Below are 19,256 nucleotides of genomic sequence, written 5' to 3'. Positions count from 1 at the left end.
CTGCTACTAGAATTTTAAGTTTTCTTATTTTACCCTTAAATGATTCCTTTAGCCTGTAATCCTGTAAAAAGTAATCTTATTATGAATAAAATAGTTAAAATATATATAATTATTGATACTTTCTTTCTCTTAGTTTTATCCTTTTCTAATACATTAGAAATGAAATTAATTAATCCATATGAAAGTATACCAATAGAAAGTCCATCTCCTATACTATAAGTTAAAGGCATCAAAGCAATAGTTAAAAATGCTGGCACTCCTTGAGTGAAATCTTCAAAGTCAATCTTCACTACATTACTTATCATAAATAGTCCTACCATAATTAAAGCCGGTGCAGTAGCACAACCTGGAATTGCCATAAATAAAGGTGAAAAAAACATAGCTAAAAGGAATAATACCCCAGTGACAATAGCAGCTAGTCCAGTTCTTGCTCCTTCAGCAACTCCAGCTGCACTTTCAACATAGGTTGTTACTGTAGAAGTTCCAAGCATGGCTCCCATTGTAGTACCAATAGAATCCACCAACAAAGCTTTTCCTCCATTTTTAACCTTACCATCTTTATCGAATAGATCAGCTTTTGTAGCTACTCCAACTAAAGTACCTAATGTATCAAAAAAATCCACAAACAAGAAAGTTATTACTATACCCATTATGGACCATAATTTAGATGGTGTAAAGATATAAGACCATTGAATTTTTCCTGCGATGGGCGCTATGGAGCTAAATCCGAAAAGAGTTCCCTCTGGTTTAAAAATCATATAACTAGCAGCACTTTCAGGTGATATTGCAGCATAAATCCATGCTATAGCAGTACTAACAACCATACCAATTAAAATAGCTCCCTTGATATTCTTTTTATGGCATATAACAATTACTAAAATACCAATAAAGGTAATAACAACAGTAGGGTCTGTAAAATTACCCATAGTTACTTTTGTAGCTGGATCAGTTATAACAATTCCTGCACTTACGAATCCAATAAAAGCTATAAATAATCCAATACCTGCAGTAACCGCAAGTTTTAAAGAAGTAGGTATACAATTTGCTACTGCCTCTCTAGCTTTTGTTAATGATAAAATAATAAAAATAATACCTTCGATAAATACTGCTGTAAGAGCTATTTCCCAAGAAATATTCATTTTAATACATACAGTATAAGCAAAAAATGCATTAAGTCCCATTCCAGATGCTAATGCTAATGGCAAATTAGCTATAAGCCCCATTAAGATAGTAGTTATTCCCGCTGTTAAGCAAGTTGCTGTTATGACAGCCGCTTTTGGCATCCCCGCATCGCTAAGTATGATACCGTTTACAGCAATTATGTACGCCATTGCTAAAAATGTAGTTATTCCCCCTGCTACCTCCCTTTTAATAGTAGTTCTGTTTTCTGTTAACTTAAAAAATTTTTCCATATGAATACCTCCATTTAATAATTTATATATTAAGGAGATGTGTAGCATCTCCCTAAATATTCTTTATTGTGAAATAGTTTTTGAATCTATGTTTGAATCTATGTTTGAATCTACTTTTAAAGGAGTTTCTTCTTTTAAAACTAAATTGAGTAGTAAAGCTACTACTGTACCTGCACTTATACCAGAGGAAAAGAAACGTTGAATTAATGTAAACCTTTTACTGTTTAAGATTACTCCTTCTTACAATTAAAGTCAATGATATTTGCTTAAAAAATTTTTGTAAATTAAAAATTTTTTAACAGTTGTTGTTACCTTTTTTTTAATAACATAAATCATTATTATTTAGGTATAATAAAATATATAGAGGTGGTCATTTTATGAGTAAAAAAAGTAAATTTAAAAAAGGTTTCTCTTTTGTAATAAGTATTGATCCATTTAACATTAGAAAATTTGATACAGATGAAATTGGTAGAGGTATAGGCATTCATAAAGCAAAAAAAGGGAAAGGTTCCTATACTAGAAAAGAAAAACATGAAAAACCTTTCATTACCTGATGCTAAGGTAATATACTATCACTTCTAAATTAATATTCACTTGAAACAAAAAAAATTGCCTATTCCTTTTTGGAATATAGCAATTTTTTCATGATATTTTAGTTTTAATTCCTATTATAAACTATAAAAAAAGAAATTCAATTGCATTGTACACATTTAAAGCAACCATTAGTATTACCAACAATATAAAAATCTTATGAATTTTTTCTGAACTTATATGATGATTAAGCTTAGTACCCATATGTCCTCCAATAATACTAGCTGGTATCATAAACCATAACATTTTTAAATTATAAGATGAAAATCCAGTTGTTATTAATATAGTTAACAACTTTGAAAATTGAGATAGCAGTATGATAAAAACAGAATTAATTGCTGCTTTCTTTATATCCATAGCAAAAAACATTATTAATACTGCTACATTAAAGGGTCCTCCACCTATGCCTAGAAATGAAGCAATGGTTCCAAGTATAATTCCTATTATAAATGTTGCTATTAAATTTTTAATATGGAAATGTGGTAGCTTTGATCTAAAAATCACCATAATTAATAATAATGCTAAAATAAGTGCTTGTATTGCTTTTCCAATGTCTTCTGGTACAATTAATAAAAATTTACCAAATAAAAGATTTCCTATAATTCCACCCATTATTGCTCCGGCTGATATAACATATAATCTTTTTTCAAATTTAAAACCTACTTTCCATTGCTTAATTGTAGACACAATGGCCATAAAGAAAACAGCAAAGGAAGATAACAGCCCTGTGGTTGATAAGTCAAAATGAGCAAAAGTGTCAAGTAAAGGTTTTATTATAACCCCTGCTCCCAATCCTGTCATAGTTCCTAATGTAGTCGCTAGCAGCGCAATTATAAAATAAATAAGTTCCATCTTTCCCATCCTTTTGTTTAAAATTTTGCGGTGAACAAATACTATATCATATTTTTATCTTTATTCATATATTTTTTTCAATAATATAAATATTCTCTATGAAATATTAGTTCTATTTGAAAGATATTCCTTATATACTTTACTAATAAAAACTTTTAGGAGGTAAAGTATGTATAAATTGAGCACTTTAGACAAAATTTCATTAATTTTAATACTTATTGGAGCTCTAAATTGGGGATTATTCGGTTTATTCAATGTAAATCTAGTTTATATTTTATTCGGATCCGTTACAATAATTGAAAGACTTATTTACATACTAGTAGGTGCATCAGGAATAAATGCTTTATTATTAATAAGTAAGAGTAAATTTAAAAAATGAAGACTCTTTTTTAAGAGTCTTCATTTTATCTTCTTCTAGGTTCTACAATAAATTTCATAGCCGTTCTTGTTTCTCCATCAATCATCACTTCTGAAAAAGCCGGAATGAAGATTAAATCTACACCGCTGGCTGCTACAAAGCCTCTTGCTATAGCTATTGATTTGATAGCTTGATTTATAGATGCTGCTCCTACCACTTGAATCTCGGCATGTCCATGTTCTTTTACTACCCCTGCAATTGCTCCTGCTACAGAATTACAATTAGATTTACTAGATACTTTTAATGGATTCAATTCTACCACCTACCCCAGTTTTTATTATATTTTATGGTTCAAACACTTTTTATTAGTATATATTACATATTCTACAAAAAAATAAAAAACCCTCTATTTTATTTAATAATAGAGGGTTTTTTTTATTTCGCGTAATCTACATGTCTTGTTTCTCTGATGATGTTTACTTTTATTTGACCAGGATATTCTAATTCTTTTTCAATAAGCTTTACAATATTTCTAGTCATTTCTACGCAACCTTCATCACTAACTTCATCTGGTTTAACCATGATTCTAATCTCTCTACCTGCTTGAATAGCAAATGATTTTTCAACGCCTTCATAGGTGTTAGCTATTTCTTCAAGTTTCTCTAATCTCTTGATGTATGTTTCAAGGGTTTCTCTTCTAGCACCAGGTCTAGCGGCCGAAATAGCATCTGCTGCTTGAACAAGCATTGCTTCAATCGATTCCATTTCCAAATCACCATGATGAGCACCTATAGCATTAACAATTTTTGCAGACTCATGATATTTTTTAGCAACATCAGCACCAATAAGCGCATGTGGGCCTTCAATCTCATGGTCAACTGCTTTTCCTATATCATGCAACAAACCGGCTCTTTTGGCTATAGTTGGGTCCATCCCTAATTCTGAAGCCATCAAACCAGCTAAATAGGAAACCTCAATAGAATGTTTAAGTACATTTTGACCATAACTTGTTCTATACTTAAGTCTTCCAAGTAATCTAATTAATTCTTGATGAAGTCCATGAACACCAGTTTCAAAGGTAGCTTGCTCGCCTTCTTCTTTAATGTCATTTTCTACTTCTTTCTTAGCTTTTTCAACCATTTCTTCAATTCTTGCTGGATGAATTCTACCATCAACAATTAATTTTTCTAAAGCTATTTTGGCTACTTCTCTACGTATAGGGTCAAAACTTGATAATATAACAGCTTCTGGAGTATCATCAATAATTAAATCAACCCCTGTAAGTGTTTCTATTGCTCTTATATTTCTACCTTCTCTTCCAATAATTCTACCCTTCATTTCATCATTAGGTAGAGTTACTACATGGACTGTACTTTCAGCTACGTGATCAGCTGCACATCTTTGAATAGCATAAGATATAATCTCTCTTGCTTTCTTATCAGCTTCTTCTTTAGCTTTATTCTCGATTTCTTTAACCATAATTGCTGCTTCATGTTTCACTTCTTTTTTTACTTCATCCAAAAGGATATCCTTTGCGGCTTCAGTAGTTAGTTCAGAGATTCTTTCAAGTTCTTGTCTTCTGGCATTGATAGTTTCATCTACTAAATCTTCTTTTTCTTTTAAGTCTTGTAATTTTTTATTATAAAACTCATCTCTTTTTTCAACTGCCTCTGTCTTCTTATCAAGAACTTCTTCTCTTTGAATTAATCTTCTTTCAAGCCTTTGAATCTCATTTCTTCTTTCTCTTTGATCTCTTTCTAAATCATTCCTAAGTCTGTGTACCTCTTCTTTTGCCTCCAAGATTGATTCTTTCTTTTTAGCAACTGCTTCTTTTTCAGCTTCATCTAAAATAAGTTTAGATTTTTGTTCAGCCTCACTTATTTTTGATAGAGCAATATTCTTTCTGATATAAACAATAACTAGAATACAAACTAATATTAATACAATGACTATAAGCCACAGTAATACTAAATTTGGTTTCATATGCAAAAACACCTCCTTGCTTACTTTGGTAAGTGCAAAAATAGGCCTAGAAGCTAAAAGGTGCTCATTTAAACATCATTTTCTATATCAAACCAGAATTTAATAATATTTTACTTTAATTTTAATTTATTGTCAAGCTTTTGTAAGTTTCCTGTATTTAATTGACAATTACTTTTCTTTTGGCTCTTTTGGTTCTTTTGGTTCTTTAACTTCTTTTACAGTTTTTTTAGTTGCTTCTTTTGGCAATTCCTTAACAGGTAATCCAAATTTTTCTCTTATTTGTCTGTCAATAGTACTAACTAACTCTGGATTTTCAGTAAAATAATTCTTAACATTTTCTCTTCCTTGGCCTAATCTAGTTTCATTATAAGAGAACCAAGAACCACTTTTTTGTATAATATCTTCTGCTACTCCTACATCTAAAACATTACCTTCATAAGAGATACCTGTTCCATACATTATATCAAATTCAGCTGTTTTAAATGGTGGGGCAACTTTATTTTTAACAACTTTAATTTTTGTTCTATTTCCAAGAAATTGATCCCCTTGTTTTATTGTTTCACTTCTTCTAACATCTAATCTAACAGAAGCGTAGAATTTTAAAGCTCTCCCGCCTGGAGTTGTTTCAGGATTTCCAAACATTACTCCTACTTTTTCTCTTAATTGATTAATAAATATGATTACACAGTTGGACTTGCTTATAGCACCAGCTAATTTTCTAAGAGCTTGGGACATAAGTCTTGCTTGAAGACCCACATGAGCATCTCCCATTTCCCCTTCAATTTCTGCTCTAGGAACTAATGCCGCTACTGAGTCCACAACTATAATGTCTACAGCTGCCGATCTTACTAATGCTTCACATATTTCTAAGGCTTGCTCTCCAGTATCTGGTTGAGATACTATTAAATCATCAATGTCTACTCCCAAAGCTTTTGCATAAACCGGATCAAGTGCATGTTCTGCATCTATAAATGCTGCAGTTCCTCCATCCTTTTGTGCTTCAGCTACCATGTGTAAAGCCACAGTTGTTTTACCAGAAGATTCTGGTCCATAAACCTCTACAATTCTTCCTCTAGGTACTCCACCAATACCTAATGCTATATCAAGAGATAAACACCCCGATGAAATTGATTCAACTTTCATCACATCATGTTCACCTAATTTCATTATAGACCCTTTACCGAATTGTTTCTCTATATTAGCCATTGCATTTTGAAGTGCTTTTAATTTTTCAGTATTTGCTGTTGCCATAAAGTACACCACCCTTTCCGCGAACAAATGTTCTAACTTAATTATACATTACCATTTTCTTATAGTCAACCTTTAAAGTAAATCTTATTTATAATTTTTCATTATCTTCTTCATTATTGACCATTTAAATTGATTTTAATCACTTCACAAAAATATCTAAAGAATAATACATCTAACTTTAATTTTTTTCTACTTATCTACAGAAATAGTGTTTTTATTCTTAACAAAATAATCTATTCCAGATATTATTGTAATTATTAGTGCAACATATAAACTAAATACAGTGAAATAATGTAAAAATGTATTTGCCACTATTAAATCCAAGAATGCAGCTATAATTGCTACAATTTGAATTACTGTTTTAATTTTACCCCATTCGCTAGCCGCTATAACATTTCCTTCTGCTGCAGCTACTGTTCTAAGTCCTGTAACAGCAAATTCTCTTGCTATTATAACCATACAAAACCAAGCAGATATAGAACCTAATTCCACTAAAGAAACTAAAGCAGATGATACAAGTAATTTGTCTGCTAAAGGGTCTAAAAATTTACCGAATGAAGTTATTTGATTTCTACTTCTAGCTATATAACCATCAAGTTTATCTGTAATTGCAGCTATTATAAAAATTAAAGTAGCCACTATTAAACCTACATTATTTGCAGTGTTAATTGAAACAAAAACCAAAAAAATCGGCACTAAAAAGATACGTATTATTGTTAGCTTATTTGCAAGATTCATCTTCCACATCTCCTATTAAATCATAGTCAAGTGTTTCACTGATTTTAACATTAACTAATTGGCCTAATTCTAATTCTTTATCACAAGAAAATAAAATTGTACCATCTATGTCCGGTGCCATTTGCCCACTTCTGCCAATCCAGTTTTCTTGGTTTCTTCCTTCAACCAAAACCTCATATGTTTTTCCTATTTTATCTGCATTCACTTCTTTTGATATGATTTGTTGAGTTTCCATTATTATTCCGTATCTAACTTCTTTCATTTCTTCTGAAACTTGTTTTTTCATTTTTGCAGCTGGTGTATCTTCTTCTTGAGAATAAGTAAACACTCCTAAATTATCAAATTTAACTTCTTCTACAAATGAAAGTAATTCACTAAATTCTTCTTCCGTTTCTCCTGGAAAGCCGACTATTAATGAAGTTCTAAGTGCAATATCTTTAACTTCTTTTCTTAATTTATTTATTTTTTCCCATATCTGTTCTTTGGTTGTTCTTCTGTTCATCCTTTTTAGTACATCATTGCTTATATGTTGAATAGGCATATCTAAATATTTACTCACTTTATTGTTATCTCTTATTTCATATATTAATTCATCGTATATTTCTTCTGGATAACAATAAAGTATTCTTAACCATTCTATTCCTTCTACTTGTGATAATTCATTTAAAAGTTTATGAAGAAGTTTTTCTTTATACAAATCAATTCCATAAACTGTAGTATCCTGAGCTACTAATATTAATTCTTTAACCCCTTGTTTTGCTAAGGATTTTGCTTCTTTTAAAATATCTTCCATAGCTCTACTTCTATATTTCCCTCTGATTTTTGGGATAATACAATAAGTACAATTATTATCACATCCTTCAGATATTCTTATATAAGCATAATGATTTGGAGTAGTTAGAATTCTTTCTCCTTTATTTATATTAGTGTCACTATAATTAAAAGTATTAACATACCCTTTTTCTTCCAAAGCTTCTTTGATATATTCTCCTATTTTTTCGTAATCATTAACTCCTAACATTAAATCAAGCTCTGGAATTAACTCTGTCAATTCTTCTTTATATCTTTGAGTCAAACATCCTGTAGCTATTAAAAACTTACATCTTCCTTTTTTATACTCTGCCATTTCTAAAATAGTATCAATAGATTCTTGTTTTGAACTTTCTATGAATCCACATGTATTAACAATAAGAATATCAGCCTCATTTGAATTATTTGTTATTTCATAATCACCCGCAAGCTTTCCTAGTACAATTTCTGAATCAATTCTATTTTTGTCGCAACCTAAACTAATTAAGCCAACTTTTAATTTTGTCAAAATATTTCCTCCTTAAAATCATCAAAATCTTAGTTCACATAACATTTTAATACAAAATGCATTAATAAACAATAAATTTAATTATCCATTTCTTTTTCATCAATCAAAATTTGTCTAGGTTTACTTCCATTTCTACCTGAAATAACTCCCCTATCCTCCATTTGATCTATCAATCTTGCTGCCCTATTATACCCAATTCTAAACTTTCTTTGAAGAAAAGAAGCTGATGCTTGTCCTGCTTCTAATACTGCATCAATTGCTTCTTCAATTAATTCATCTTCTTCGTCGCTATTTCCTTCCGCTTTTTTATTTATTTCTTCCATAATTTTTTCTTCATATTTAGGAGCTTCCTCTTTAATTTTTATATAATCAACGATTTTTTCTACTTCCTCGTCTGATATAAATGCTCCTTGAATTCTTAAAGGTTTCGATGCTCCTACCGGCAAAAACAACATATCTCCCTTACCTAAAAGTTTTTCTGCTCCTGAAGAATCCAAGATTGTTCTGGAATCTATTTGGCTTGATACAGAAAATGAAATTCTTGAAGGTATATTAGCTTTTATAACCCCTGTTATTACATCTACCGAAGGCCTTTGGGTGGCTATAACTAAATGCATTCCAGCTGCTCTTGCCATCTGAGCAAGTCTTCCAATGTATTCTTCTACCTCACCAGCACAAACCATCATTAAATCTGCTAACTCATCAATAACTATTATAATCCAAGGTAGTTTGTCCTCAACCTTGCCTTTAATAAATAATTCATTATATCCTTCTATGTTTCTTGTATTACTATCTGCAAATAATTGATATCTTCTTGTCATTTCAGTAACAGCCCAATGAAGAGCACCTGCTGCCTTCTTAGGTTGTGTTACCACTGGAATCAATAAATGAGGAATTCCATTATACACATTTAGTTCCACCATTTTAGGGTCTATTAAAAGTAATTTTACATCTTCTGGAGAATATTTGTATAATAAACTTATCAACAATGTGTTTATGCACACACTTTTGCCTGAGCCTGTTGCCCCAGCTATAAGCATATGAGGCATTTTATTTAAATCAGATACAATACAATTTCCTCCTATATCTTTTCCCAAAGCAAAAGTTACATTTAAAGGAGAGTTTTTAAATTCTTCACTATCAATTACCTCTCTTAAATATACAGGATATGTGTTATCATTAGGAATTTCTATACCTACTGCACTCTTACCCGGAATGGGTGCTTCTATCCTCACAGAAATAGCAGCTAATGAAAGAGATATATCATCAGACAAGTTAACAATCTTGCTTACCTTTACTCCAGAGTTAGGTTGAAGCTCATAACGTGTTACTGTAGGGCCTTTTATTACTTGAATTACCTTTGCCACCACTCCAAAACTTTCTAAAGTTTCTTCAAGTTTCTTTGCACTTTTCAATAAATCTTTTTTATCCCCTTTATTTGATTTAGAAAATGGATTAAATTTAAGTAAATCTAAAGGTGGGTATCTATACTCTGTTTCTTGATATAAATTATTTTCCTTTATTTCAATAAATACTTCTTCTTTTGATTTTTCATCAACTTTTTCTTTTTTCTTACTTTTTACATCCATTCCATCATCTATATTAAATATTATACTTTCTTCTTTAATTCCTTCTTTTATTTCTTCTTTTATTTCTTCGTTATTATATTTCACTTCATCAAATTTTATATCGCTTTCATTATTATTCTCTACAGCAACTTCTTCCATATTATTCTTTTTCATAAAATCTAATATCTTTATCTTTTTATTTAAATCTCCTATAAACTTTTCTTTCTCATTCTTATTTAACCCAAAAATTTCTTCTTTAACTTCTTTAACTTCTTTATTAGGTCTTTTTTCACTAGTTTCTTTTCTTTTATCCTTCATATTATCATATATAGATACAAATAGTTTATGAAGAGAAATTTCAAAAATAAGAATCAAAGATATTATGTAGAACGAAGTGAAAATTATATAAGAACCTGCTTTCCCAAATAAGCTGTATAATGGCACGTCAATTAAAAATCCTAATACTCCTCCATGTAACACAGAAGATGAATTATAAATATTATTAATTCCAATTAATATATCTTTTTCATAATAAAAATCTAAAAGTGTAACCATTTGAATAAATAATAAAGTATTTATAATAAATAATAAAATCCCGAAAAATCTAGTATTATACTTAAGTTTACCTTTTGAAAATATTATTGATATCCCCACTAGAATTAATATAACTGGGAATATATAAGCACCTATTCCAAATACCGTAAACAAAAGTTTATAAGAGGTTTTTCCTAATATACCTGATGAAGTAGAGAAAAAAATACTCATCAACATTAGTACTCCAACTGTGCTATAAATAATCCCTTTTATATCACTATTTATTTTTTTACTTTTTATATTTCTATTGTCTTTAGTTTTTTTGTTCATTCTTTTTGTCATAAAATCACCTCACTACTTGAATTCTACACTTAGTGTTTTTTTCCTTCTAAAATATTCTTTAAAAAACTTAAAAACTAAAGTTACCTTTAGTTTTTCGTATTTTTTACTATTCTTTTTCTAATTTGTTCTCTTTTTCTAAATTGTTCTCTTTTTCCTTAATCATTGAATTCAATTTTGCAATGGCATCACTTATACCTCCCACTTTATCAATGAGATTATATTCTACTGCTTGCTTTCCTATTAATATGGTACCTGTATCATTTAACAATTCATCTGATTGCATCATAAGCCTTGTTAAAGTCTTCTCATCTATCTTAGATGTTCTGACTATAAAATCTGTGATTCTATCTTGCATTTTTGAAAAATAATCAAAGGTTTGTTGAACTCCTAGAACAAGTCCATTCATTCTTATAGGATGAATAATCATTGTGGCAGAGGGTGATATAAATGAAAAATCTGCACAAGTTGCTAAAGGAACTCCAATGGAATGGCCTCCTCCAATCACTAAAGATACTGTAGGCTTGCTTAAACTTCTTATCATTTCTGATATAGCAAGACCTGCTTCCACATCTCCTCCTACCGTGTTTAAAATAATCAGAACACCCTTCACATTTTCATCTGTCTCAATATCCACCAGTTGAGGAATAACATGTTCATATTTTGTAGTTTTAGATTGTGGTGGTAGCACTGTATGCCCTTCTATCTGACCTATTATTGGAAGCACTTGAAAATCGCAGTCTCCCTTTGCTATATCCGACACTCCAAAATCTTTTATATTTTTATTTTGGGTATCTTTAATTCTTTCTTCATTTATTTCTTCATTATTTTCTGACATTATAAAAAACCTCCCTTACTTCTATATTGTTATCTAAGGAAGGTTTAGTTATTCACTTAATTACACTTTGATAATGAAAATTCATTATGCAGCGCATTTATGGCTTTTTCTGTGTTTTCTTCAGATACCAAGCACCAAATGGTAGTATGTGAATCTGCTGTTTGAAGTACCTCTATATTGTTTTTTATAAGTGCTTTAAGTATTCTTGCCATTACACCTGGAATACCCCTCATTCTAGATCCAATTATAGCTATTTTACTACAATTTTCTATTAAACTGAATAATAATCCTAAATTCTCCATTATATTTATAAATTTATCAATATCCTTAAAATCAATGGTGAAAATTAATTCATTAGGAAACATGTTTATTAAGTCAATACTGATACTATTATCAGCCAAGTAAGGCAATAAATTATCATAATTTTCATTGTCACTGTTTTCATTTAATTTAACTCTTACTTGAGTTCTTTTATCCATATGTGTTATTCCAGTAATTACATTTCCACTAGCCACATCACCAAAGCTATTTATTACAGTTCCGCAGCAATTATTATTTGTATTTTTGATTATGAGAGGTATATTTCCCCTCATAGCAATCTCTACTGCTCTAGGATGAATAACCTTCGCTCCTTGATCTGCTAATTGAAAAACCTCATTGTAACTAATATTTTCTATCAACGAAGCTGAATTAACTATTCTCGGGTCTGCAGTCATTATCCCATCTACATCAGTATATATTTCTACACTTTCAGCTTTCATAGCTACTCCAAGCAAAGAAGCAGTAACATCACTTCCCCCTCTACCAATAGTTGTAACCGCACCATCTTCCGTTATACCTTGAAATCCTGCTATAACAGGAATAATATCATTTTCCAAGAGTGCTTTTAAATTTTTAGTTTCTACATTTAAGACTGATGCATTTGAAAAATTATGGTCAGTTTTAATTCCTGCCTGTCCCCCTGTTAACGGCATAGCATTTATTCCATTTTCACTTAATTGCTCACTCATAACCACAGTACTAATAATTTCCCCACAGCTCATCAACAAATCAGTTGCTCTTAAGTTGTTTTCCTTAAACTCATTAGAAACTAAGGAAAGTAAAGTGTCTGTAGCATAAGGGTTACCTTTTCTCCCCATTGCAGAAACCACCACTATAGGGGTATATCCTTCTTCGATAGCTTTCTTTACTTTATCTGTAACACATTGCCTTGTGCTATAATCACTAACAGATGTGCCACCAAATTTTTGCACGATAATTTTCATAATTATCCTCCAAATTAGTTTATAAGTTATTATATGTTATATTTATCTATGGTGTTATTCTTCTTATCTCTGTTTCTTCAATATCTACAATTATTGTACTAGCTCCAATTTTTCTAACATTATCCCAAGGAACTTCCTGAAAATTATTTCCTTTAAAAAATTTGAACTTGGAAAAATTGTTATGGATGATAAGAAGCCTCATGTAGCCATCATCATCCACTATTATATCATTATTTAAAAGATAATTATATTTTTCACCATCATTAATATTTATTATTTCAAACCTCTCCATCTCACTGTAATATCTTATATTTTCTTCCATCTTTTTTTCCTCCAATATTATAAGACTTCTCTTAAATATTATGAAACAAAAGAAAATATTATTACAAAAGGAGTTACTTGATTTATTATTTTTCCGAAAAATAAAAAGGCATTTCTGCCCTTCTAAGAGTTTTCACTTTCATTTTCAGTTTCTGTTTCTGTTTCTTGGATAGCATCTTTTCTAGAAAGATTTATTCTACCTGTATTGTCTATTTCAGTTACTTTAACTAAAATTTCATCTCCTACTGATACAACATCTTCTACCTTAGCTACTCTTTTCTTGTCTAATTTAGATATATGAACAAGACCTTCTTTACCAGGTAAAATCTGAACAAAGCAACCAAAGGCAGCAATTTTCACTACTTTTCCTAAGTAAATTTCTCCAACTTTAACTTCTTTAGCATAACCTTCAATTAATTCAATAGCTCTTCTTCCACCTTCATAATCATCAGCAGTTACAAAAATTGTTCCATCTTCTTGGATATCAATTTTAACACCAGTTTCATCGATAATTTTGTTTATTATCTTTCCGCCAGCACCTATAACATCTTTAATTTTTTCTGGGTTTATAGAAATAGTAAGCACTTTAGGTGCATATGGTGAAAGTTCTTCTCTATGAGTTGGAATACATTCATTCATAACACTTAATATTTTCATTCTAGCAACTTTTGCTCTTTCAATTGATTTTTTTATACAATCAAAAGATATACCTGCTATTTTAGTATCTATTTGAATAGCTGTAATGCCTTTCTCTGTACCTGCAACTTTAAAGTCCATATCTCCAAAGAAATCTTCTAACCCTTGAATATCTGTTAAAACTTCTTCTTCTGAAAGATCATCACTTGTTACAAGTCCCATAGCAATACCAGCTGCTGGTCTCTTCAAAGGTACTCCTGCATCAAATAAAGCTAATGAACTAGCACATACACTTGCTTGAGATGTAGATCCATTTGAACTTAAAACTTCTGAAACAACTCTTATAGCATAAGGGAATTCATCTTCACTTGGTATTAATGGCTCTATAGCTTTTTCTGCTAAAGCTCCGTGTCCTATTTCTCTTCTATTTGGTCCTCTCATTGGTCTAGTTTCACCAACACTGTAAGAAGGGAAATTATAATGGTGCATATATCTTTTTGAAGTTTGTTCATCTATACCATCTATTGTTTGTGTTTCACTCATAGATCCAAGAGTTGCTACACTCATAACTTGAGTTAATCCTCTTGTGAATAATCCACTACCATGGGTTCTAGATAATAATGATACCTCAGATGCTAAAGGTCTAACTTCATCAAATCCTCTTCCGTCTGGTCTTAGTTTTTCTTTTAATATCATAGTTCTAACAGCTTTTTTCTGAAGTTTATAAACTTTTTCATTTATATCTTTTATGCTATTAGGATATTTATCAAATAATTCATCTGCTATTTTTCCTTTTATTTCATCTAAAACAACTTTTCTTTTGTCTTTATCTGTAATATGCATAGCAGAAACTATATCTTCTTTTGCAAACTCTTCTACAGCTTTTATAGCTTCTTCATCAATTTGCGGTGGGATCACCTCTTGTTTAGGTTTTCCATATTGATTCATCATTTCTTCTTGCCATAAAGCAAGTCTTTTAGCTTCTTCAAAAGCATATTCGATGGCTTCATACATTACATCTTCTTGTATTTCATTACCACCAGCTTCAATCATAATAACTCTTTCTTTTGTAGCACAAACAGTTAAATCAAGAATACTTTCTTCTCTTTGTTTAGATGTTGGATTTGTAACAAATTCTCCGTTTATGTATCCTACTGCTACAGTTCCTACTGGTGTTGTAAATGGAATACTTGATAAACATAATGCTAAAGAAGCTCCATTCATTGCTAAAATATTTGGTAAATTATCATGTTCTACAGATAAAACTGTACAAACAATTTGAACATCATTATAATAGTTATCTGGGAAAAGTGGTCTTAATGGTCTATCAATAGCTCTAGCATTAAGAATCGATTTATCAGAAGGTCTACCTTCTCTTTTTATAAATCCTCCCGGAATCTTACCTACTGCATACAATCTTTCTTGGTACTCAATGCTTAAAGGAAAGAAATCTATTCCATCTCTTGGAGATTCAGATGCATTAGCATTTACCATGATTTCTGTTTCGCCATATTTAATTAACAAAGCACAATCAGAAAGCATACCTAATTTTCCAAATTCGCCTTGAAGTTTTCTTCCTGCAATTTCAATTTCAAAAATATTATTCATATTGTTCCTCCTTTCAAAATATATACATATTTAATATTGCCTAAATATCTTTTTTTTAATTACTTTAATTGTAAAAACGGAGCGGGGTTAGCCGCTCCTAGAGATTATTTTCTTAATCCTAATTTTTTAATTAAAGTACGGTATCTCTCAATATCTTTTTCTTTAACGTAGTTTAATAAACCTCTTCTTTTACCAACCATCATTAAAAGACCTCTTCTTGAGTGATGATCTTTTTTGTGCATTTTTAAATGTTCGTTTAGTTCGTTAATTCTAGTTGTCAATAAAGCAACTTGAACCTCTGCAGAACCAGTATCACCTTCGTGTGTAGCATACTCTTTAATTATTGAATCTTTTAAAATTTTATCCATTTGTTGCACCTCCGTTAATTATCACCTATATTCCAAGAAATTCGTTGGCCTTCGAAAATCATAGAATATGGCTCACAAAATTCATTATATCAAAATTTTTGTTGTTTGTAAATTATTTTCTTCCATTATTATGCGATTTTTTAAAATAAATTGTAATTTTCTATTGTTTTTTCTTCTACATAATCTTTATCTAATGATAGTTGCTGTGCAAGTTTAGTCAAAGAATCAAATTTAATTTCATCTCTAAATCTTTCTATAAAATAAATCTTCACATTTTTATTATACACATCTTCATCAAAATTTAATATGAAAGTTTCAATAGAAAATTTTTTATTAAGTACAGTAGGGTTATATCCTATATTTGTAATTCCTTTATAAATTTTATTATTAACCCTCACTGCTGTAAAATACACTCCACCTTTTGGAATTAATAAGTTTCTATGGTAATCTAAATTAATAGTAGGAAAATTTATAGTTCTTCCTATTTGATTTCCATGTACTACCACTCCCGGAAGAAAAAAAACATAATTCAACATTTGATTTGCCTTAATTAATAATCCTTCACTTATCAAATTTCTAATTATAGAACTGCTAACCACTTGGTTTTCTAAAGAAATAGAGTCAACAACTTTAAGTTTTATACCCTCTTTTTTACATATATCAGTTAAAAGATTTACGTCACCCAAATTTTTATATCCAAATCTAAAATTGAATCCTACCACAAGTCCTTTAATATTAAAATGGTATTTCAACTTTTCTATAAATACTTCTGGTGGTAAATTCATAATTTTATTATTAAATTCTGCATAGTTTACTATATCAATGCCCAATGATTCTAGAATTGTATTTTTAGATTCATTAGATAAAATTAACTTAGGCGTCATTTCTTTATTTATCACGCTTAAAGGATGATTTTCAAAGGTATACACCATACTCTTAACTTTTAATTCTTTAGATAACTCAATAGCTTTCTTAATTAATTCCATATGGCCTAGATGAATACCATCAAAATTACCAAGTGCCACTACTGTATTATCTTTTATTCTTTCTTCAAAGTTATTATTCAAAATCACCATAATATTTACCTCTTTAAAATTGTATTTCCATCTTTAATTCTTCGTTTTCACGAATAGCTAACCCTAAAAATTCATTTTCATTATAGTAAATCATATATCTTTTATTCTCTTCAAACTGCTTTAATAAAAATTCATTTTTTATTTTAACTCCATTAGCTAGAAGAGTTTTCATTTTTTCGTTTACAATTACTTTCTCATAGCCCTCTAACGATAAAATTTCTTCTATACTACAAGTGTATTCCGAAAAATTTTCTTTTGTTATTTTATCAAGCTCTATACTTTCTTCAATATTAAAATGGCCACTTGAAATCCTTCTTAGATTCCACATGCACCCTCCCACATTTAATTTTTCACCTATATCATAACATAGACTTCTTATATATGTACCTTTTGAACACTGCACATCAAAAATTATATATGGTAAATCCATGTTTATTATATCGATATTATATATGGTAATGTCTCTTTTTTCTCTTTCCACTTCTATCCCTTGTCTTGCTAATTCATAAAGACGTTTGCCATTAATTTTCAAAGCAGAGTACATCGGTGGAATTTGCTTTATTTCTCCAACAAAGCTCATAATAGCCTCTGTAACTTTTTCTTTACTTAACTCTATAGTATTTTCACTTAGAATTTTTCCTTCTCTGTCATAAGTATCAGTAACTACCCCTAATTTCAACTCAGCTCTATATGTTTTCTTCTCACTCATTAAATAATTTGATAATTTGGTAGCTTTGCCTATACAAATAGGAAGCACCCCAGACGCCAAAGGGTCAAGTGTGCCTGTATGTCCAATTTTTTTTATATTAGTTGCCTTTTTTATTCGTCTAATAACATCAAAAGATGAAATGCCGACAGGTTTATCTACTATTATTACTCCGTTCATATAACCAACTCTTTTTCTATAATTGTAAGTAATTCTTTTTTTATGTCCTCAATTCTTAATTGAGTCGCAAAACCAGAGGCTTTTGTGTGTCCTCCCCCACCATATATTTCAGCAATTTTTCTTACATCTACATATGATTTTGCTCTTAAACTAACTTTTATTTTGTCTTCTGCCTCTTTTATTAAAACGGCTACTTCCACAGTTTTTATCTTTGTCCCTAATGTTATTAAATCTGAAGTATCTCCATTAAGAAGATTAAATTTATTTAAATCATCAAGAGTAACTTTCATAAAACAAATTTTATTGTTAGCTGCAAGTTCCATATTATTTATTACTTCACCTTGTAGCTTAAGTTTATCTAAAGTTGTGTTTTCAAATAAAGTTTGATGTATTTTTGAAAACTCACAACCTGTTGCAATTAATTTCCCTGCAACATTATGTGTATTTTCTGTTGTATTTGAATGTCTAAATGATCCTGTATCCGTCAGTAGAGATGTGTATATTGTAGTGGCAATTTCTTTATTTATATCCACTTCTAAATATTCTAATATTGAAAAAATTATTTCGCCTACAGCTGCACTTTTAGTGTTTACATAGTTTATAGAACCATAATTATCATTAGACATATGATGATCTATGTTTATTATAGAATACTTTTCACTTTGTAAGTTTAAGCTTGCATTTATTCTTTCAACATTTCCACAATCTAAAACTATTACTAGGTCTGTATCTTTTGAAGGTTCAGTGGTTTTTCCATCAATAGTTTCTGCCATAGGCAAGAATTTAAAATCATCAGGGCATTCTTCAAGCGATATAATATAAGCATTTTTTCCTAGTTGAAGTAAACCTTGCAAAAGAGCAAGGCCACTTCCTAGAGAATCCCCGTCTGGGTTTTGATGAAAAGTTATACCTATTTCCTTACTTTTACATATGGAATCAATAACTTTTTCAAACATTATTTTTTCTCCTTTAAATCAGCAAGGATACTATTTATATGCATACCTTGTTTTATACTTTCATCTAATTCGATAATAATCTCAGGAGTTATTCTTAATTTAACTCTGTGACCCACTTCTCTTCTTATAAGTCCTGTTGCACTTTTCAAGGCTTGAAGAGATTCTTTTTGTGACTCCTCACTACCGAATACACTGACAAATACTTTAGCATACTTAAAATCATTTGTAACATCAACTTTAGTAACACTAACCATGGCTGTTAGTCTATGATCGTTGATATCATTTCTTATTATATCCGATATTTCTTTTCTCATTTCTTCATTTATTCTGCCCAGTCTATATTTAGCCATAAGGTTCT

The 19,256-nt window shown here is 30.1% G+C and carries 19 protein-coding genes; 2 read left to right on the top strand and 17 right to left on the bottom strand.

What is annotated here, in order from left to right; all coding sequences use genetic code 11:
* Nucleotides 1–35: 35 nt before the first annotated feature.
* Entirely contained in the window at nucleotides 36–1,412 is a 1,377-nt protein-coding gene (locus BUB83_RS01755) for an NCS2 family permease (RefSeq protein WP_073336368.1), read from the bottom strand.
* Between the two features lie 377 nt (nucleotides 1,413–1,789).
* Here BUB83_RS01755 and BUB83_RS21470 point away from each other — a divergent pair, with 377 nt between their 5' ends.
* The gene (locus tag BUB83_RS21470) at nucleotides 1,790–1,966 is read left to right on the top strand and encodes a ribosome alternative rescue factor ArfA (protein WP_143160449.1); all 177 of its coding nucleotides are present in this window, start codon (nucleotides 1,790–1,792) and stop codon (nucleotides 1,964–1,966) included.
* Nucleotides 1,967–2,087: 121 nt separating this feature from the next.
* Here BUB83_RS21470 and BUB83_RS01750 read toward each other — a convergent pair whose 3' ends face one another.
* A complete protein-coding gene (locus BUB83_RS01750) occupies nucleotides 2,088–2,855 on the bottom strand; it encodes a sulfite exporter TauE/SafE family protein (RefSeq protein WP_073336366.1) in 768 nt (255 codons plus the stop codon).
* A gap of 169 nt (nucleotides 2,856–3,024) precedes the next feature.
* On the opposite strand from BUB83_RS01750, the gene BUB83_RS01745 reads away from it, so the two are divergent.
* Complete coding sequence (locus tag BUB83_RS01745) at nucleotides 3,025–3,234, top strand: DUF378 domain-containing protein (RefSeq protein WP_073336364.1); 210 nt, start codon at nucleotides 3,025–3,027, stop codon at nucleotides 3,232–3,234.
* A gap of 25 nt (nucleotides 3,235–3,259) precedes the next feature.
* Here BUB83_RS01745 and BUB83_RS01740 read toward each other — a convergent pair whose 3' ends face one another.
* From BUB83_RS01740 to rbfA, 15 genes are all read right to left on the bottom strand, one after another.
* On the bottom strand, nucleotides 3,260–3,526 hold the full coding sequence (locus BUB83_RS01740; RefSeq protein WP_073336362.1) for a stage V sporulation protein S: 267 nt from the start codon (nucleotides 3,524–3,526) through the stop codon (nucleotides 3,260–3,262).
* Between the two features lie 122 nt (nucleotides 3,527–3,648).
* Entirely contained in the window at nucleotides 3,649–5,196 is a 1,548-nt protein-coding gene (rny, locus tag BUB83_RS01735; RefSeq protein WP_073336360.1) for a ribonuclease Y, read from the bottom strand.
* Between the two features lie 168 nt (nucleotides 5,197–5,364).
* Nucleotides 5,365–6,447, bottom strand: coding sequence for a recombinase RecA (gene recA / locus BUB83_RS01730; protein WP_073336358.1), 1,083 nt, complete (start codon nucleotides 6,445–6,447; stop codon nucleotides 5,365–5,367).
* 189 nt (nucleotides 6,448–6,636) lie between these two features.
* Nucleotides 6,637–7,185: a CDP-diacylglycerol--glycerol-3-phosphate 3-phosphatidyltransferase gene (gene pgsA / locus BUB83_RS01725; RefSeq protein WP_073336356.1), complete on the bottom strand. Its 549-nt coding sequence runs from the start codon at nucleotides 7,183–7,185 to the stop codon at nucleotides 6,637–6,639.
* On the bottom strand, nucleotides 7,169–8,503 hold the full coding sequence (gene rimO, locus BUB83_RS01720; protein ID WP_073336354.1) for a 30S ribosomal protein S12 methylthiotransferase RimO: 1,335 nt from the start codon (nucleotides 8,501–8,503) through the stop codon (nucleotides 7,169–7,171). The genes pgsA and rimO overlap by 17 nt, the downstream gene beginning before the upstream one ends.
* A gap of 77 nt (nucleotides 8,504–8,580) precedes the next feature.
* Nucleotides 8,581–10,947 carry an FtsK/SpoIIIE family DNA translocase gene (locus tag BUB83_RS01715; protein ID WP_073336352.1) on the bottom strand — a complete coding sequence of 789 codons (2,367 nt, stop codon included), beginning with the start codon at nucleotides 10,945–10,947 and terminating at the stop codon, nucleotides 8,581–8,583.
* Nucleotides 10,948–11,053: 106 nt separating this feature from the next.
* Nucleotides 11,054–11,782, bottom strand: a complete 729-nt coding sequence (locus tag BUB83_RS01710; protein ID WP_073336350.1) for a ClpP family protease — start codon at nucleotides 11,780–11,782, stop codon at nucleotides 11,054–11,056.
* Between the two features lie 56 nt (nucleotides 11,783–11,838).
* The gene (gene dapG / locus BUB83_RS01705; protein WP_073336348.1) at nucleotides 11,839–13,047 is read right to left on the bottom strand and encodes an aspartate kinase; all 1,209 of its coding nucleotides are present in this window, start codon (nucleotides 13,045–13,047) and stop codon (nucleotides 11,839–11,841) included.
* A gap of 46 nt (nucleotides 13,048–13,093) precedes the next feature.
* Nucleotides 13,094–13,369, bottom strand: coding sequence for a YlmC/YmxH family sporulation protein (locus BUB83_RS01700; protein ID WP_073336346.1), 276 nt, complete (start codon nucleotides 13,367–13,369; stop codon nucleotides 13,094–13,096).
* A gap of 122 nt (nucleotides 13,370–13,491) precedes the next feature.
* Complete coding sequence (locus tag BUB83_RS01695; protein ID WP_073336344.1) at nucleotides 13,492–15,612, bottom strand: polyribonucleotide nucleotidyltransferase; 2,121 nt, start codon at nucleotides 15,610–15,612, stop codon at nucleotides 13,492–13,494.
* A gap of 104 nt (nucleotides 15,613–15,716) precedes the next feature.
* Complete coding sequence (gene rpsO, locus BUB83_RS01690) at nucleotides 15,717–15,980, bottom strand: 30S ribosomal protein S15 (protein WP_073336342.1); 264 nt, start codon at nucleotides 15,978–15,980, stop codon at nucleotides 15,717–15,719.
* Between the two features lie 140 nt (nucleotides 15,981–16,120).
* The gene (locus tag BUB83_RS01685) at nucleotides 16,121–17,056 is read right to left on the bottom strand and encodes a bifunctional riboflavin kinase/FAD synthetase (RefSeq protein WP_073336340.1); all 936 of its coding nucleotides are present in this window, start codon (nucleotides 17,054–17,056) and stop codon (nucleotides 16,121–16,123) included.
* 13 nt (nucleotides 17,057–17,069) lie between these two features.
* Nucleotides 17,070–17,942 (bottom strand): tRNA pseudouridine(55) synthase TruB, encoded by an 873-nt coding sequence (gene truB, locus BUB83_RS01680; protein WP_073336338.1) that lies wholly within the window; start codon nucleotides 17,940–17,942, stop codon nucleotides 17,070–17,072.
* Nucleotides 17,939–18,901: a DHH family phosphoesterase gene (locus BUB83_RS01675; RefSeq protein WP_073336336.1), complete on the bottom strand. Its 963-nt coding sequence runs from the start codon at nucleotides 18,899–18,901 to the stop codon at nucleotides 17,939–17,941. The genes truB and BUB83_RS01675 overlap by 4 nt, the downstream gene beginning before the upstream one ends.
* Nucleotides 18,898–19,248, bottom strand: coding sequence for a 30S ribosome-binding factor RbfA (gene rbfA / locus BUB83_RS01670; RefSeq protein WP_073336334.1), 351 nt, complete (start codon nucleotides 19,246–19,248; stop codon nucleotides 18,898–18,900). The genes BUB83_RS01675 and rbfA overlap by 4 nt, the downstream gene beginning before the upstream one ends.
* Nucleotides 19,249–19,256 lie beyond the last annotated feature (8 nt).

Origin of the sequence: Clostridium grantii DSM 8605 (genome assembly GCF_900129965.1) — a bacterium.
GTDB lineage: Bacteria > Bacillota > Clostridia > Clostridiales > Clostridiaceae > Clostridium_AF > Clostridium_AF grantii.
This window is presented reverse-complemented; position numbering and strand designations above follow the sequence as displayed.

What these genes read in the sequence shown, in the direction of transcription:
- rbfA (WP_073336334.1), bottom strand. Translation starts at nt 19,248, where the DNA reads ATGGCTAAATATAGACTGGGCAGAATAAATGAAGAAATGAGAAAAGAA.
- BUB83_RS01710 (WP_073336350.1), bottom strand. Translation starts at nt 11,782, where the DNA reads ATGTCAGAAAATAATGAAGAAATAAATGAAGAAAGAATTAAAGATACC.
- rny (WP_073336360.1), bottom strand. Translation starts at nt 5,196, where the DNA reads ATGAAACCAAATTTAGTATTACTGTGGCTTATAGTCATTGTATTAATA.
- BUB83_RS01695 (WP_073336344.1), bottom strand. Translation starts at nt 15,612, where the DNA reads ATGAATAATATTTTTGAAATTGAAATTGCAGGAAGAAAACTTCAAGGC.
- dapG (WP_073336348.1), bottom strand. Translation starts at nt 13,047, where the DNA reads ATGAAAATTATCGTGCAAAAATTTGGTGGCACATCTGTTAGTGATTAT.
- BUB83_RS21470 (WP_143160449.1), top strand. Translation starts at nt 1,790, where the DNA reads ATGAGTAAAAAAAGTAAATTTAAAAAAGGTTTCTCTTTTGTAATAAGT.
- BUB83_RS01700 (WP_073336346.1), bottom strand. Translation starts at nt 13,369, where the DNA reads ATGGAAGAAAATATAAGATATTACAGTGAGATGGAGAGGTTTGAAATA.
- BUB83_RS01745 (WP_073336364.1), top strand. Translation starts at nt 3,025, where the DNA reads ATGTATAAATTGAGCACTTTAGACAAAATTTCATTAATTTTAATACTT.
- truB (WP_073336338.1), bottom strand. Translation starts at nt 17,942, where the DNA reads ATGAACGGAGTAATAATAGTAGATAAACCTGTCGGCATTTCATCTTTT.
- BUB83_RS01715 (WP_073336352.1), bottom strand. Translation starts at nt 10,947, where the DNA reads ATGACAAAAAGAATGAACAAAAAAACTAAAGACAATAGAAATATAAAA.
- pgsA (WP_073336356.1), bottom strand. Translation starts at nt 7,185, where the DNA reads ATGAATCTTGCAAATAAGCTAACAATAATACGTATCTTTTTAGTGCCG.
- BUB83_RS01755 (WP_073336368.1), bottom strand. Translation starts at nt 1,412, where the DNA reads ATGGAAAAATTTTTTAAGTTAACAGAAAACAGAACTACTATTAAAAGG.
- rpsO (WP_073336342.1), bottom strand. Translation starts at nt 15,980, where the DNA reads ATGGATAAAATTTTAAAAGATTCAATAATTAAAGAGTATGCTACACAC.
- BUB83_RS01750 (WP_073336366.1), bottom strand. Translation starts at nt 2,855, where the DNA reads ATGGAACTTATTTATTTTATAATTGCGCTGCTAGCGACTACATTAGGA.
- BUB83_RS01685 (WP_073336340.1), bottom strand. Translation starts at nt 17,056, where the DNA reads ATGGTGATTTTGAATAATAACTTTGAAGAAAGAATAAAAGATAATACA.
- recA (WP_073336358.1), bottom strand. Translation starts at nt 6,447, where the DNA reads ATGGCAACAGCAAATACTGAAAAATTAAAAGCACTTCAAAATGCAATG.